The organism is Streptomyces sp. SID9727, assembly GCF_010550605.1.
Lineage (GTDB): Bacteria > Actinomycetota > Actinomycetes > Streptomycetales > Streptomycetaceae > Streptomyces.
Genome location: NZ_JAAGNI010000090.1, coordinates 1 through 15,323, shown reverse-complemented (window position 1 = coordinate 15,323; position 15,323 = coordinate 1). Strand labels below are relative to the sequence as shown.

At 72.5% G+C, this 15,323-nt stretch carries 13 protein-coding genes; 12 read left to right on the top strand and 1 reads right to left on the bottom strand.

Annotated elements, in window-relative coordinates; translation table 11 throughout:
* Nucleotides 1-728 (top strand): discoidin domain-containing protein (locus tag G3I41_RS05475; protein ID WP_203600261.1); only part of this gene is annotated, 728 nt, incomplete at its 5' end.
* An 81-nt stretch (nucleotides 729-809) separates the two neighbouring features.
* Here the strand turns inward: G3I41_RS05475 and G3I41_RS05470 are convergent.
* Entirely contained in the window at nucleotides 810-1,346 is a 537-nt protein-coding gene (locus tag G3I41_RS05470) for an HNH endonuclease (RefSeq protein WP_164399170.1), read from the bottom strand.
* 281 nt (nucleotides 1,347-1,627) lie between these two features.
* Here G3I41_RS05470 and G3I41_RS05465 point away from each other — a divergent pair, with 281 nt between their 5' ends.
* From G3I41_RS05465 to G3I41_RS05415, 11 genes are all read left to right on the top strand, one after another.
* The gene (locus tag G3I41_RS05465) at nucleotides 1,628-2,683 is read left to right on the top strand and encodes a mechanosensitive ion channel family protein (RefSeq protein WP_164399169.1); all 1,056 of its coding nucleotides are present in this window, start codon (nucleotides 1,628-1,630) and stop codon (nucleotides 2,681-2,683) included.
* 178 nt (nucleotides 2,684-2,861) lie between these two features.
* The gene (locus G3I41_RS05460; RefSeq protein ID WP_164399168.1) at nucleotides 2,862-4,079 is read left to right on the top strand and encodes an ROK family transcriptional regulator; all 1,218 of its coding nucleotides are present in this window, start codon (nucleotides 2,862-2,864) and stop codon (nucleotides 4,077-4,079) included.
* 68 nt (nucleotides 4,080-4,147) lie between these two features.
* Entirely contained in the window at nucleotides 4,148-5,485 is a 1,338-nt protein-coding gene (locus G3I41_RS05455) for an ABC transporter substrate-binding protein (RefSeq protein ID WP_164399167.1), read from the top strand.
* A gap of 10 nt (nucleotides 5,486-5,495) precedes the next feature.
* Nucleotides 5,496-6,437, top strand: a complete 942-nt coding sequence (locus G3I41_RS05450; RefSeq protein WP_164399166.1) for a sugar ABC transporter permease — start codon at nucleotides 5,496-5,498, stop codon at nucleotides 6,435-6,437.
* Between the two features lies 1 nt (nucleotide 6,438).
* Complete coding sequence (locus G3I41_RS05445; protein ID WP_164399165.1) at nucleotides 6,439-7,332, top strand: carbohydrate ABC transporter permease; 894 nt, start codon at nucleotides 6,439-6,441, stop codon at nucleotides 7,330-7,332.
* Nucleotides 7,333-7,335: 3 nt separating this feature from the next.
* Entirely contained in the window at nucleotides 7,336-8,601 is a 1,266-nt protein-coding gene (locus G3I41_RS05440; RefSeq protein WP_164399164.1) for a 6-phospho-beta-glucosidase, read from the top strand.
* On the top strand, nucleotides 8,592-9,566 hold the full coding sequence (locus tag G3I41_RS05435) for a BadF/BadG/BcrA/BcrD ATPase family protein (RefSeq protein ID WP_164399163.1): 975 nt from the start codon (nucleotides 8,592-8,594) through the stop codon (nucleotides 9,564-9,566). Before G3I41_RS05440 ends, G3I41_RS05435 begins: the two co-directional genes overlap by 10 nt.
* Nucleotides 9,567-9,969: 403 nt before the next feature.
* Nucleotides 9,970-11,295 (top strand): hypothetical protein, encoded by a 1,326-nt coding sequence (locus tag G3I41_RS05430; protein ID WP_164399172.1) that lies wholly within the window; start codon nucleotides 9,970-9,972, stop codon nucleotides 11,293-11,295.
* 11 nt (nucleotides 11,296-11,306) lie between these two features.
* Entirely contained in the window at nucleotides 11,307-12,338 is a 1,032-nt protein-coding gene (locus G3I41_RS05425) for a glutamate ABC transporter substrate-binding protein (RefSeq protein ID WP_203600259.1), read from the top strand.
* A gap of 75 nt (nucleotides 12,339-12,413) precedes the next feature.
* Complete coding sequence (locus G3I41_RS05420; protein WP_164399162.1) at nucleotides 12,414-13,754, top strand: hypothetical protein; 1,341 nt, start codon at nucleotides 12,414-12,416, stop codon at nucleotides 13,752-13,754.
* The coding region (locus tag G3I41_RS05415) for a serine/threonine protein kinase (RefSeq protein ID WP_164399161.1) at nucleotides 13,751-15,323 on the top strand (1,573 nt) is incomplete at its 3' end. The genes G3I41_RS05420 and G3I41_RS05415, both read left to right, overlap by 4 nt.

The window sequence follows — 15,323 nt, the reverse complement described above, 5'->3', positions numbered from 1 at the left end:
TGCCCTGGTTCGGCGACGAGCCGGCCGCCCGGCTGGACCTGGTGCGCGGCGAGACGGACGCGGTCATCGGCGGCGGGCCGCAGGAGGTCCGGGCCCGGCTGTCCGGCCGGCGCCCGGCCGAGGTGCGCGGGCGGCTGACCGCGAAGGCGCCCGAGGGCGTCGAGGTCCGGGTGCCGAAGCGTACGACCGTGCCGCGCGGGGCGCGGACCGAGGTCCCGGTGGAGATCACGGTCCCGGAGGACACCCCGGCCGGCGAGTACGCGGTGCCGTTCGCCTTCGGGGACGAGCGGACCACCCTGACCGTGCGGGCCTACCCGCGCACCGCCGGGCCCGACCTGCTGCGCGGGGCCGCCGCCTCCTCGTCGGGCGACGAGACCGCCGGTTTCCCGGCGTCCGCCGCGTCCGACGGCGACCCGGAGACTCGCTGGTCCTCACCGGCCGAGGACGGGGCGTGGTGGCAGGCGGAACTGCCCGCCCCGGTCCGCCTCGGCCGGGTGGTGCTGCACTGGCAGGACGCGTACCCGTCGCGCTACCGCGTCCAGGTGTCGTCGGACGGCCGCGTCTGGCGCACCGCCGCGACGGTCCGCGAGGGGCGGGGCGGCCGCGAGTCGGTGCGGATGGACGCGGAGGACACCCGGTTCGTCCGGGTCGTGGGCGACGAGCGGGCCACGAAGTACGGCATCTCGCTCTGGTCGGCCGAGGCGTACGCGGTGGCGGAGGACGGCTGACGGGGCACGGCGGCGGAGCGGGGCACGGCAGGCCGGGGCCCCGGTGCGGCGGACCGCCCCGGGAAGCACGCGGGCCCGGTCTCAGGCGGAGACGCCGTCGATCCGGGCCATCGCGTCGTCCGCGCCGAACGGTTGCAGATAGGGCAGCCAGCGCGGGTCGCGGTGCCCCGTGCCGATGATCCGCCAGGCCAGTCCGGTCGGCGGGGCGGGCTGCTGGTGCAGCCGCCAGCCGAGCTCGGGCAGGTGGCGGTCGGCCTTGACGTGGTTGCAGCGGCGGCAGGCCGCCACCACGTTGTCCCAGGCGTGCAGGCCGCCCCGGCTGCGCGGGATGACGTGGTCGACGCTGGTCGCCGCGGCCCCGCAGTACATGCAGCGCCCGCCGTCCCTGGCGAACAGGGCCCGCCGGGTCAGCGGCACCGGACCGCGGTAGGGGACGCGGACGAACCGCTTGAGCCGGACGACGCTCGGGGCCGGGACGGCCCGGGTCGCGCTGTGCATGAGGGCGCCGGACTCCTCGAGACAGATGGCCTTGTTCTCGAGGACGAGGACGAGTGCGCGGCGGAGCGGTACGACGCCGAGCGGCTCGTACGACGCGTTGAGAACCAGGACATGCGGCACGGATGCCTCCTTGTACGCCGGCGGCGCGTGGCTCGCGCCGGGACGATCTCCGCTCTCAGTCTCCCCTCACGCCTGGTCGAAGCGCCACCACGTGCGGGTAACGGGCCGGAAGGAATTTTTCCCGCGGTCGTGCCCGGCGGCACCCCCGGCCCTTATCCGTTCCGTATCTCCGGGTGAGCCGTGTCTCTCCCTCCGTCCACGGCAACGGAGCACGGGTGATGCCCCGTTAGTGTGGTTGTTCAGCGCTCTTCCGCTCAGCGCTCGCCCCTGGAGGTTTCGCCGTGTCCCTGTCCGCCCTGTTGGCCGCAGCCCCGTCACCGGAGCCCGGCGGCTCGCTGGACGAAGCCGCGCGGCAGGCCGGGGACGCCGCGGGCTGGGTGGAGGAGAACTGGTCCACCTGGCTGAACACGGGCCTGCGGATCATCCTGATCGCGGCGGTCGCGATCGTGCTGCGCATCGCGGTCCGCCGCGCCCTGACCAAGCTCATCGAACGGATGAACCGCAGCGCGCAGGCCGTGGAGGGCACCGCGCTCGGCGGTCTCCTGGTCAACGCGGAGCGCCGCCGCCAGCGGTCGGAGGCGATCGGCTCGGTGCTCCGTTCGGTGGCCTCGTTCCTGATCCTGGGCACCGCGGCCCTGATGATCCTGGGCGCGTTCCAGATCAACCTGGCCCCGCTCCTCGCCTCCGCCGGGGTCGCCGGTGTGGCCCTCGGTTTCGGCGCCCGGAACCTGGTCACCGACTTCCTGTCCGGGGTCTTCATGATCCTGGAGGACCAGTACGGGGTCGGCGACCAGATCGACGCGGGCGTCGCCTCCGGCGAGGTCATCGAGGTGGGTCTGCGCGTCACCAAGCTGCGCGGGGAGAACGGCGCGATCTGGTACGTCCGCAACGGCGAGGTCAAGCGGATCGGCAACCTCAGCCAGGGCTGGTCCACGGCCAACGTGGACGTCCAGGTGCGCCCCACGGAGGACCTGGAGAAGATCCGTGCCGTCATCGCCGACGCCGCCCAGGAGATGGCCAAGGAGGAGCCCTGGACCGAACGCCTGTGGGGCCCGGTCGAGATCCTGGGCCTGGACACGGTGCTGATCGACTCGATGACGGTCCGGGTGAGCGCGAAAACCATGCCGGGCCAAGCGGTCGGCGTGGAGCGCGAGCTGCGCTGGCGCATCAAGGTGGCACTGGACGCGGCGGGCATCAGCATGGTGGCGGGTGCCCCCGAGGACGCGCCGGAGGCCGATCCGACGGCGGGGATGGCCGCCCCCTCGGCGTACGCGTCGGCGACCTCCCCGCAGTCGCTGGCGACGACCCCGATCCCGCCGCCGAGCACCACGAAGTAGCCGGCCCGGCCGGGGACCCGAGCGGTCCCCGGCCGTTGTCGTTCCCCGGCCCCGTTCCGGCCCGGATAACGCTTTGGTTGCCACCGGCGGTCAGGTCATTGACGCCCCGGCGGCCAGGGCCCTACGTTCCTCTCACCGAATAGGAAACTTTCCTAACAGAGGGGCTGGTGCAACGCTCATGGCCGGGACCACGCCGGGCACACCCAGGGTGCTGCGGGCCATGAACGACCGCGCCGCCCTCGATCTGCTCCTGGAGTACGGCCCCCTGTCGCGGACCCGGATCGGGAAGCTCACCGGGCTCTCCAAGCCCACCGCCTCCCAGCTGCTGGTGCGCCTCGAAGCCGCCGGACTGGTCGTCGCCACCGGGACCGCCGCCGGGCGTCCCGGCCCCAACGCCCAGCTCTACGCCGTCAACGCCTCCGCCGCCCATGTCGCCGGGCTCGATGTGAACACGCACCGGATCGTCGCCGCCGTCGCCGATGTGACCGGCGAGACGGTCGGGGAGTTCGAGCTGCGGACCCCCGGGCGGCGCGCCGACAGCGTGGTGCGGGAGGTGACCGAGGCGCTGGACGGCGCGGTGGCGGATGCCGGGCTGACCCGGGCCGACGTGCACCGGGTGGTCATCGGCACGCCGGGCGCCTTCGACCCGAACACGGGCCGGCTGCGTTACGCCTCGCACCTGCCGGGCTGGCACGCCCCCACGCTGCTCGACGAGCTGGCGGCCGTGCTGCCGATGCCCGTCGAGTACGAGAACGACGTCAACCTCGTCGCGGTGGCCGAGCAGCGGCGCGGGGCGGCACGGGGCCACGGCGACTTCGTGCTCCTGTGGAACGAGGAAGGGCTGGGCGCCGCGCTGGTCATCAACGGCCGGCTGCACCGGGGCTTCACCGGGGGCGCCGGCGAGGTCGGCTTCCTGCCGGTGCCCGGGGCGCCGCTGGTCCGCCAGGTCACCAAGGCCAACGCGGGCGGCTTCCAGGAGCTGGCGGGCGCCCAGGTGCTCGCGCGCCTGGCCCGGGAGCTGGGCATCGAGGACGCACCGGCCTCCGGCACCCACCACGAGATCGCCGCCGAGCTGGTGGGCCGGGCAGCCGAAGCCGTGGAGCGGGGTGAGGGCGGGCCGTACGCCACGCTGCTCGACCGGTTCGCCACCGGTCTCGCGACCGGCCTCGCCTCCCTGGTCGCCGTCCTCGACCCGGAGATCGTCGTGCTCTCCGGCGCGCTGTTCGCGCGCGGCGGGGAGCAGCTGCGCGCCCGGGTCGCGGCCGAGCTGGCCGAGCTCGCCGCGTCCAGGCCCCGGCTGCTCGCCGGGGACGTCACCCACCGGCCCGTACTGCGCGGCGCGCTGGAGAGCGCGCTGGCCACCACCCGCGACGAAGTGTTCGACACCTCGCGCTGACCTTCCACGTCTTCTCTTCCTCTGCACACCCCGTCCCTGACCGACACCCTTCACCGGGAGACACCACCATGTCCGGAAACCGCCGGAAGCCGGCCGTCGCGCTCGCCGCGACCGCCGCGATAGCCCTGTTCGCCTCCGCCTGTACCGGCCAGAGCGGCTCCGGAGCCGACGATGACGCGTCCAAGGAGACGACCATCACGTTCTGGCACGGCTGGAGCGCGCCGGGCGAGGTGAAGGGCATCGAGGCCACGATCGCCGCCTTCGAGAAGGCCCACCCCAACATCCACGTGAAGGTCGTCGGCAACATGACCGACGACAAGATCAACCAGGCGCTGCGCGCGGGCGGGTCCAAGGCGCCGGACGTGGTCTCGTCGTTCACCACGAACAACGTGGGGAAGTTCTGCTCCTCGAAGGCGTTCGTGGACCTCAACCCGTTCCTGAAGAAGGACGGGATCGACCCCGATGCGACCTTCCCGAAGGCGATGAACGAGTACACCCAGTTCGACGGGGTGCGCTGCACGGTCCCGCTGCTGGGTGACGCGTACGGGCTCTACTACAACAAGGACGCCTTCGAGAAGGCCGGGATCACGGACCCGCCGAAGACCTGGTCCGAGTTCGCGGCCGACGCCGAGAAGCTGACGAAGGCCAAGGGCGACACGTACGAGCAGCTGGGCTTCATGCCGACGTACCACGGTTACGAGGCGACCACCGAGCACTACCTCGGCGGCTGGAACCCCACCTACTTCGACGCGGACGGCAAGTCGAACATCGCGAAGGACCCGGCGTTCGCCGCGATGCTCACCACCCAGAAGAAGCTGGTCGACTCGCTCGGCGGCTACGCGAAGCTGGAGAAGTTCCGTACCGGCTTCGGTGACGAGTGGGGCGCCAAGCACCCGTTCCACACCGGCCAGGTCGCCATGCAGCTGGACGGCGAGTGGCGGCTCGGCATGGCCGAGGACGCCAAACCCGGGTTCGAGATCGGGGTGGCCCCGATGCCGGTCGCGGACGACGAGGCCGACACCTACGGCAAGGGCTATCTGACCGGCACCATCGCCGGCATCGCGGCCACCTCCGGCAAGCAGAACGCCGCCTGGGAGCTGGTCAAGTTCATGACGACCGACACCGACGCGGTCGTGAACTTCGCCAACGCCATCCACAACGTGCCCTCCACGCTGGCCGCGCTGAAGTCGCCGAAGCTGAAGTACGACCCGCGCTTCAAGACGTTCCTGGACATCGCCGCGAACCCGAAGTCCACCACCACCCCGCCCTCGGTGAACGGCGGCGCCTACCTGACGTCCCTGCAGAACCTCGGCTACGACGTCGAGAAGGGCACGCAGAAGGACGTCAAGGCGGGGCTGGAGAAGACCGCGAAGGAGATCGACGCGGCGATCGCCCAGGCGAAGTAGAGCCGCCACGATGAGCACGTACACACTCCGTGCGAAGCGCCGCAGGTCGGCGCTCCGGACGGCGGCCTTCATGTCGCCCTGGCTGATCGGGTTCTGCGTCTTCTTCGCCTACCCGCTGATCTCCACGGTCTACTTCTCGTTCACCCACTACGACGGTTTCGCCGCCCCCGAGTTCAGCGGCTTCAAGAACTGGTCGTACGTCTTCGAGGACTACCCGCTGTTCTGGCCGGCGCTGCGCAACACGCTGTGGCTGGTCGTCGTGATGGTGGCCTGCCGCGTGGTCTTCGGACTCGGCGTCGGGATGCTGATCACCAAGATCAAGACGGGCACGGGCGTCTTCCGGACGCTGTTCTACCTGCCCTACCTGGCGCCGCCGGTCGCGGCCACGCTGGGCTTCGTCTTCCTGCTCAACCCCGGGACCGGGCCGGTCAACTCGATCCTCGGCGATCTGGGGATGGGCACGCCCGGCTGGTTCACCGATGCCACCTGGTCCAAGCCCGCGCTGACCGCGCTCGCGGTGTGGGGGGTGGGCGACCTGATGGTGATCTTCATGGCCGCGCTGCTCGACGTACCGAAGGAGCAGTACGAGGCGGCGGAGCTGGACGGGGCGACCGCGTACCACCGGTTCCGGTACGTCACGCTGCCGAACATCTCGCCCATCATCATGTTCGCCGTGGTCACCGGCATCATCCAGACGATGCAGTACTACACCCAGCCGCTGGTGGCCGGGAAGGTCGCGTCCGGTGTCATGGGCGGCTCGGGCCAGCAGTTCGAACCCGGCTATCCCGACAAGTCGACACTGACGCTCCCGCAGCTGGTCTACAACCTCGGTTTCCAGCGCTTCGACTACGGCTCCGCCTGTGTGGTCGCGCTCGTACTCTTCGTCCTCGCCATGGCGTTCACCGCACTGCTGATGCGGCGCCGCAGCGGACTGATCCAGGCAGGTGAGTGACATGGCGCAGGTCCTCCACACCCCGACGGTGACGGCCGAGCCCGTCTCCCCCGCCCAGCGCGTCGCGCGCCGCAAGGCGCTGCTGAACTGGATCGCCGTGCACGCGCTCGGCGTGGCGGCGGCCCTCTTCTTCGTGCTGCCGTTCGTCTTCCTGGTGCTCACCTCGCTGATGAGCGACCAGCAGGCCCTCACCCGGGACCTGTGGCCGCACCCCTTCGAGTGGGCCAACTACAAGCGGGTGTTCGACACCCCGGGCTTCCTGACCTGGTGGCGGAACACCCTGCTGTACGCGGGTCTGGGCACCGTCCTCACGGTCGTGTCCTCGCTGCCCGTGGCGTACGCGCTCGCCAAGTTCCGCTTCCGCGGCCGGCGGCTGTCGCTGATGCTCGTCATCTCGATGATGATGCTGCCGCCGCAGGTCGTGGTCATCCCGATGTACCTCTTCTGGGCCAAGCAGCTGGACCTGTCCGGCACGCTCTGGCCGCTGATCATCCCGATGGCCTTCGGCGACGCGTTCTCCATCTTCCTGCTGCGGCAGTTCCTGCTGACCATCCCCGACGAGTACCTCGACGCGGCGAAGGTCGACGGGTGCGGCGAACTGCGCGCCCTGCTGCGCGTGGTGGTGCCGATGGCCAAGCCGGGAATCGCCGCCGTCGCCCTCTTCCAGTTCTTCTACGCCTGGAACGACTACTTCGGCCCGCAGATCTACGCCTCCGAGAACCCGGGGGCCTGGACGCTGAGTTACGGACTGGAGTCCTTCAAGGGCGCGCACCACACCGACTGGAACCTGACCATGGCCGCGACCGTTCTGGTCATGGCCCCCGTGATCGTCGTCTTCTTCTTCGCACAGAAGGCTTTTGTCGAGGGCGTCACACTGACCGGAGTAAAGGGCTGAACCATGAAGCTCGCTGTAGTGGGTGGCGGGTCCACCTACACCCCCGAACTGATCGACGGATTCGCCCGGCTGCGTGACACGCTGCCGGTCGAGGAGCTGGTCCTCGTCGACCCGGCCGCCGACCGGCTCGACCTCGTGGGCGGCCTCGCCCGGCGGATCTTCGCCAAGCAGGGCCACCCGGGCCGCGTCGTCACCACCTCGGACGTCGACGCGGGCGTCGCCGGAGCGGACGCCGTCCTGCTCCAGCTGCGCGTCGGCGGCCAGGCCGCCCGCAACCAGGACGAGACCTGGCCCCTGGAATGCGGCTGCGTCGGCCAGGAGACCACCGGCGCCGGCGGCCTCGCCAAGGCGCTGCGCACCGTCCCGGTCGTCCTGGACATCGCCGAGCGGGTCCGGCGTGCCAACCCGGACGCCTGGATCATCGACTTCACCAATCCGGTGGGCATCGTCACCCGCGCCCTGCTCCAGGCCGGGCACAAGGCCGTCGGCCTGTGCAACGTGGCGATCGGCTTCCAGCGCAAGTTCGCCCGGCTGCTCGGCGTGGCCCCCGGCGAGGTGCACCTCGACCACGTCGGGCTGAACCACCTCACCTGGGAGCTGGGGGCGCGCCTCGGCGGCCCCCGGGGCGAGGACGTGCTGCCCCGGCTGATCGCCGAGCACGGCGACGCCATCGCGGACGACCTGCACATGCCGCGCGCGGTCGTGGACCGGCTCGGCGTCGTCCCCTCGTACTACCTGCGGTACTTCTACGCGCACGACGAGGTCGTCCGCGAGCTCGGCAGCAAGCCCTCCCGGGCCGCCGAGGTCGCCGCCATGGAGAAGGAGCTCCTGGCCATGTACGGCGATCCGGCGCTGGACGAGAAGCCCGCGCTGCTCGCCAAGCGCGGCGGCGCCTTCTACTCGGAGGCGGCCGTGGACCTGGCGGCGGCGCTCCTGGGCGGCGGCGGCTCCGCGCACCAGGTGGTCAACACGTACAACAACGGCACCCTGCCGTTCCTGCCGGACGACGCGGTGATCGAGGTCCAGGCGAAGGTCGACGGCTCCGGCGCCACGCCGCTCGCCGTGCCCGCCCTGGACCCGCTGTACGCGGGGCTCATCGCCAACGTCACGGCGTACGAGGACCTGGCGCTCCGGGCCGCGCTGCACGGCGGCCGGGACCGGGTGTTCAAGGCGCTGCTGGCACACCCCCTGATCGGCCAGTTCGAGTACGCCGAGGCGCTGACCGACAAGCTGATCGCGCACAACCGGGAGCACCTCGCGTGGGCGTGAACGGTTCCGTCCTCGCGATCGACGCGGGGAACAGCAAGACCGATGTGGCCCTCATCGGTGCGGACGGCACGGTGCTGTCCACGGCCAGGGGCGGCGGGTTCCAGCCGCCTGTGGTCGGCGTGGAGACGGCCGTCGACGTGCTCGGCGCGGCGGTGGAGCGGGCGTTCACCGAGGCCGGGGCGGACGCCGGGCAGGTCGCCCATGTATCCGCCTGCCTCGCCAACGCGGACCTGCCGGTCGAGGAGGAGCAGCTGACGGCGGCGCTGGCCGCCCGCGGCTGGGGCCGGACCGTCGAGGTGCGCAACGACACCTTCGCGATCCTGCGCGCCGGGGTCGACGAGCCGCGCGGCGTGGCCGTGGTCTGCGGCGCGGGCATCAACTGCGTCGGCATGGTCCCGGACGGGCGCACCGCGCGCTTCCCGGCGATCGGGCGGATCTCCGGTGACTGGGGCGGCGGTTCGGGGCTGTCCGAGGAGGCGCTGTGGTTCGCCGCGCGCGCCGAGGACGGCCGCGGCGAGCCGACCGAGCTGGCCCGGACGCTCCCCGCGCACTTCGGGCTCGACTCGATGTACGCGCTGATCGAGGCGCTGCACCTGGGCCGCATCGCGCCGGAGCGCCGGCACGAACTGGCCCCGGTGCTCTTCGCGACGGGTGCGGCCGGCGACCCGGTGGCGCGTGCCCTGGTGGACCGGCTGGCCGAGGAGGTCGTCGCACTGGCATCGGTCGCGCTGACCCGCCTCGGGCTGCTGGACGAGGAGGCGCCGGTGCTCCTCGGCGGAAGCGTTCTGGCGGCGCGCCATCCGCGGCTGGACGACCGGATCCGCGAACTCCTCGCGGTGCGGGCCCCGAAGGCCGTGGTGCGCGTGGTGCGGGAGTCCCCGGTCCTCGGCGCGGGGCTCCTGGGCCTCGACCACACGGGCGCGGCGCCGGAGGTGCACGCGAGACTGCGGGCGCGGTACGCCTGAGTGTTCGTCCGTCAGAGGCGCCCCGTAGCCTGCCGGTTGCGGGGCGCCTCGCGCATGCGGGAACCGATCGGGCTTCCGGGACGTGTTGTTGATGGGGAGGACGGTCCGTGGGGGATCGTGCCGTTCGCCTTGATCAACGGCGCCGGTCTTGATCGAATGCGGTGGACCGCGGCCGGTCACCACCGGCCGCTGCGTGGTCCGGTGTCCGATCCAGGCGTTCTGGATGTGGGGTGCCGGTTCCTGAGGCCATACTTCTGGCCGGGTACCAGTCCCCCGATCGGCCGGGGGGCGGGCCGTCGTCAGTGACCGAGGGGGAGGTCGAGTGACACACCCGCCGAGTGCGCGTGAGGCGCCGCGAGGCGCCCTGGGGCAGCCGCCCGCGCCGGAGGCCGTGCCCGCGCCCGTGCCGCAGCAGCCGAGCACCCGGGCCGCCGTCGCGGGGCGGCTGCGTGCGGCCGCGACCACCGAACCGGGCCGGCTGCGCGTCATCGGGGCGGTCCTGGCGCTCCTCGTCCTGGCGTTCGGGGCGGTGACGGCCTTCCAGATCAGCGACCGGGCCGCCTCCGCCGACGACGTGGTCGAGCGCAGCCAGCCGCTCAGCGCGGACGCGGCGGGCATCTACCGCTCGCTCGCGGACGCGGACGCGGCGGCGGCGAGCGGCTTCCTGGCCGGGCCGCAGGAGCCGCGCTCGGTGCACGAGCAGTACGTGAAGGACATCGAGGAGGCGTCACGGCTGCTGGTGAAGGCCGCGGCGAACACGGACGCGGCCACGGCGTCCGGCCGCGAGATCACCACGCTCAACGAGGGGCTCCCCCGCTACACGGGCCTGATCGAGCGCGCCCGCGCCAACAACCGGCAGGGGCTCCCGCTGGGCGGCGCCTACCTGCGGTACGCGAACCAGACGATGTCCGGCGAGCTGCTGCCGGCCGCCGAGCGGCTGTACGCGGCGGAGACCGGCCGGCTCGGCGAGGACCAGAGCTCCGCGCGCGGGTGGCCGCTGCTCTCGCTCGGCGCCGGAGTCGTCGCGCTGGCCGTGCTGGTCTGGGCGCAGCGCCGCAACTACCGGCGGACGAACCGGGTGTTCAACCACGGTCTGCTGGCCGCGACGGCCGCGACGGCGGTGCTGCTGCTGTGGCTGGCGGTCGGGCACACGGTGGCCAGGTCCGGTCTGGCCGAGGCCGATTCGCACGGGCAGCGGCCGATGGACGTGCTCAATCGGGCGCGCATCGACTCGCTGAAGGCGCGCGCCGACGAGAACCTGACGGTGGTCGCCCGGGGTGCGGTGCTCACCGCGGACGGCAGGAACGACAAGTACGAGACCGACTACACGGCGGGCATGAAGGCGCTGGGCGAGGAGCTGGCCGCGGCGGCGAAGCTGGCCGAGGACACCGGGGACGGCGAGGGCGGCAAGCCGGTCGCCGCGGCGGCCGGGGCGGTCGAGGAGTGGCAGGGCCGTCACCGTACGGCTCGGAAGACCGACGATGCCGGGGACTACGAGGCGGCCCTGGAACAGATCATCGGCCAGAAGGATTCCACGGGCGAGTCCTTCAAGAAGGTGGACGACGCGCTGCGCGACGCCCTGGCACACGAGCAGGACGACTTCACCCGGGCCGCGCGGGACGGCCGCGGCGCCCTGGGCGGCCTGCCCGTCGGCGCGGTGGTGCTGGCCGTGCTGGGCGCGGTCGCGGCGATCGCCGGGGTCAACCGCAGGCTCTCGGAGTTCCGGTGACAGGGGGAGCGATGACAGCGAAGAACGCGAAGGGCACCGGCCGGCTGCGCGGCTGGGGCGGGGTGACCGCGATGGCCGCCGCCTGCGCGCTGACCGCGTCGCTGACCCTGCTGCCGCTGTCCCACCCGGGCGACGACGTCTTCGGCCCCCAGGCGACGGGGCCCGGCGCGGCGCACGCCCTCCAGGCGAGGGCCGACGCCTGCACGGACCCGGAGGCCAGTCTGCGGCCGGGCGAGCCGGACGGGGACGCGATCCGCACGATCAAGGAGCGCGGCAAGCTCATCGCGGGCGTCGACCAGAACAGCTTCCAGTGGGGCTTCCGCAATCCGGCGACCGGCGACCTCGAAGGCTTCGACATCGACCTGGTCCGCGCCCTCGCGAAGGACATCCTCGGGAACGGCGACAAGGTGATCTTCCGGGCCATCCCGACCAACCAGCGCATCGCCGCGCTGGAGAACGACAAGGTCGACGTGGTCGTGCGGACGATGACGGTCAACTGCGCCCGGCTGAAGCAGGTCTCGTTCTCCACGGCCTACTTCCAGGCGGGCCAGCAGGTCCTCGCCGCGAAGGAGGACCGCTCGATCACCGGTTTCAACTCCACGCTGGCCGGCAAGCGCGTCTGCACCGCCGAGGGCTCCACGGCGTACGAGGCGCTGGAGAAGGAGTCGTTCGGCTCGGTCTTCAAGGACGAGCACGACGGCGCGGCGGCCGACGAGGACCGGCTGACCGTCCCCAACCAGCTGGACTGCCTGGTACGGCTCCAGCTGGGCGAGGTCGACGCGGTCGTCACGGACAACGCGCTGGCCGCCGGACAGGCCGCCCAGGACCCGGCGGTCGAGCTCAAGGGCGACCCGTTCACCACCGAGTACTACGGCGTGGCCACGAAGAAGGGCGCGGACGACCTGGTGTCCCGGGTCAACAAGGTCCTGGTCGACTACCGGGCGGGCGGCGCGGACAGCCTCTGGATGAAGTCGTACCGCGCCTGGCTCCAGAAGGGCCTGCCGGGGGTCCAGGGCCCGCCGGAGCCGAAGTACCGGGACTAGCGCGGCCCCGCCCTGCGGGCGGCGGCACTGATCCCGCGGGGCCCAGGCCCGGCGGGGAGAGCGGAGAGGTGATCGATGGGCGTCGCTGGCCCCTTCCCCAGCTACGCGGCCCGGCCGCCCGGTCCGGTCATGGACCGGGACGAGGCCGACCGTGCGCTGTCCCGGCTCGGCGCGGAGCACGAGGCGATCGAGACCTCGCTGCTCGCCCTCCAGGACCACGCGGGCCGCAGGCTCCTGGAGGGCGCCGAGCTGTCCGGTGTCACCAGGGAGCGGTGGACCGTCACCGAGCGGTCGGTCACGCTGCTGTGGAGCTACTTCGACGCGTACACGGGTGCGCTGAACCGGGCCCGTGAGGTGCGGTCCAGACGCCGCCACCCCAACCGCGAGGACCTGACGGTCCTGACCGAGCTGCTGCGCGGCGAGGGCGTCACCGTGGCGCACGCCGCCGCCGGTCACGACCCGTCCGTGAGCGGCCCGGCCCGCCTCTCCGAGCGGTTCACGCTGGAGGAGCTGGTCTCCCGGATGAACGGCCTGTACGCGAGCGCCCTGGACATGGTCGTGGCCTCGGACACCGTCTGGTCGGCGATGCCCGCCCGCATAGACCTCCTCGCCGCCGAACTGCGCCGCACGCACTCGCTGGCGCACTCGGTGGGGGTCCGCCCCGGCGAGCACCCGGCGGGCGACGAGCTGGAGGCGATCACCGCGGAGCTGGCCACGCTGCGGGCCCAGGTGATCTCGGACCCGCTGGCGTTCTGGCTGCCGGGGCCGGGCAGCGCGGCGCCCGGCGGCGGGCGCCCCGACACGACGCGCTACGACCGTGCCGCCCGGGCGCTGGAAGAGGTGCGGCGCGAGGTCGAGGCGGTGCTCGCCGTACGGCAGGACGCCGAGCAGCGGCTGGTGCACCTGCGCGACGTGCTGTCCCGGGCCGACCGCACGCTGGCCGAGGCCCGGGTGGCACGCGGCGAGGTACTGGCCAAGATCGCCGCGTCGGAGGTGCCCGTGGTCAACGGACCGCCGACCGCCCTCCAGGAGCGGCTGGCCGCCGCCTCGGAGTACCGCAGGCACGCCCGCTGGCACCGCCTCTCGCCGCTCCTGGAGACCCTGGAGCGGGAGGCCGAGGAGGAGCTGCTGCGGGCCCGCGAGCAGTTGACGGCGGTGACCTCGCCGCTGGCCGTCCGGGCGGAGCTGCGCGGCCGGCTCGACGCGTACAAGGCGAAGGTGGCCCGCAACGGTCTGGCGGAGGACCCGGTCCTGATCGAGCGGTACGACGCGGCGCGGCGGATGCTGTGGAGCGCGCCGTGCGATCTGCGGGTGGCGGCGCAGGCGGTGCAGCGCTACCAGGACGCGGCGCTGGAGCTGCTGGACAGAGGTGACGGACCGTCGTGGCGGCGAGGCGAAGAGGGGGAACGGACATGAGTACGCAGTGCCAGCGCCCCGCGTGCGAGGGCAGTTACGAGGACATGGGCGGCGGTGAGCTGTACTGCGACACCTGCGGTCTGGCGCCGGTCGTCTCGCCGAACGGCATGGTGAGTTCGCCGCCCACCGGGGTCGCGGCCGGCGGCCGCGGCAGCCGGGGGTCCAACAGCACGTCGGCGCGGAGCAGTTCGCAGTCCTCCTCGCGGGCGTCCTCGCGCTCCTCGTCACGTTCCTCGACGTCGCGGCGTTCGGTGTCGGGCCGGCTCTCGCGGTCGCTGTCGCTGTCCGGCCGGGCCGGCACCCACTCGGTGTCGGTGCGCTCGTCCGCCAGGTCGACCAACGCCTCGGGCCGCAACCGGCTGGGCGCGGGCCTGGTGCAGGTGCCGGACGTGCCGCGGCCCGATCCGCGTACGGCCGTGATGGAGAACCCGGAGGTGCCCGAGCGCAAGCGGTTCTGTTCGCGCTCCGACTGCGGGGCGCCGGTGGGCCGGGCCCGGGGCGACCGGCCGGGCCGCACCGAGGGGTTCTGCACCAAGTGCGGCCACCCGTACTCGTTCGTGCCGAAGCTGGAGGCGGGCGACGTCGTCCACGGGCAGTACGAGGTCGCGGGCTGTCTGGCGCACGGCGGGCTCGGCTGGGTCTACCTCGCGGTGGACAAGGCGGTCTCGGACCGCTGGGTGGTGCTCAAGGGCCTGCTCGACACGGGTGACCAGGACGCCATGGCGGCGGCGATCTCGGAGCGGCGGTTCCTCGCGGAGATCGAGCACTCCAACATCGTCCGCATCTACAACTTCGTGGAGCACCTGGACCAGCGGACCGGTTCGCTCGACGGCTACATCGTCATGGAGTACGTCGGCGGCAAGTCGCTCAAGGAAATCGCCAACGAGCGCCGCACACCGGCCGGGAAGCGCGATCCGCTGCCGGTCGAGCAGGCGTGCGCGTTCGGTATCGAGGCCTTGGAGGCGCTGGGCCATCTGCACAGCCGCAACCTGCTGTACTGCGACTTCAAGGTCGACAACGCGATCCAGACCGAGGACCAGCTGAAGCTGATCGACATGGGCGCGGTCCGCCGGATGGACGACGAGGAGTCGGCGATCTACGGCACGGTCGGCTACCAGGCGCCCGAGGTCGCGGAAGTGGGCCCGTCGGTCGCCTCCGACCTGTACACGGTGGCCCGCACGCTCGCGGTGCTCACCTTCGACTTCCAGGGGTACACGAACGTCTTCGTGGACTCGCTGCCGGACCCCGACAACATCGAGGTGTTCCGGAGCTACGAGTCGTTCTACCGGCTCCTGGTACGCGCCACCGACCCCGATCCGGCCCGCCGGTTCGCCTCGGCGGCGGAGATGGCCGAGCAGCTGACGGGTGTGCTGCGCGAGGTGGTCTCGCTCCAGACGGGACGCCCGCGCCCGGCGCTGTCCACGCTGTTCGGCGCGGAGTTGCGGGTCACGGACACGGAGCTGTTCGCGGACGGTTCGGGCGAGGTGTCGCGCCTGGGCGCACGGGCCGCCGCCGGGTCCGGGGGCCGTTTCGGCCGCCGCCGGAGCGGGGCGGGCGCCCCGGTGCCCG

Coding starts and splice junctions, on each gene's coding strand:
- G3I41_RS05460 (WP_164399168.1), top strand. CDS start 2,862: ATGGCCGGGACCACGCCGGGCACACCCAGGGTGCTGCGGGCCATGAAC.
- G3I41_RS05455 (WP_164399167.1), top strand. CDS start 4,148: ATGTCCGGAAACCGCCGGAAGCCGGCCGTCGCGCTCGCCGCGACCGCC.
- G3I41_RS05450 (WP_164399166.1), top strand. CDS start 5,496: ATGAGCACGTACACACTCCGTGCGAAGCGCCGCAGGTCGGCGCTCCGG.
- G3I41_RS05445 (WP_164399165.1), top strand. CDS start 6,439: ATGGCGCAGGTCCTCCACACCCCGACGGTGACGGCCGAGCCCGTCTCC.
- G3I41_RS05440 (WP_164399164.1), top strand. CDS start 7,336: ATGAAGCTCGCTGTAGTGGGTGGCGGGTCCACCTACACCCCCGAACTG.
- G3I41_RS05425 (WP_203600259.1), top strand. CDS start 11,307: ATGACAGCGAAGAACGCGAAGGGCACCGGCCGGCTGCGCGGCTGGGGC.
- G3I41_RS05420 (WP_164399162.1), top strand. CDS start 12,414: ATGGGCGTCGCTGGCCCCTTCCCCAGCTACGCGGCCCGGCCGCCCGGT.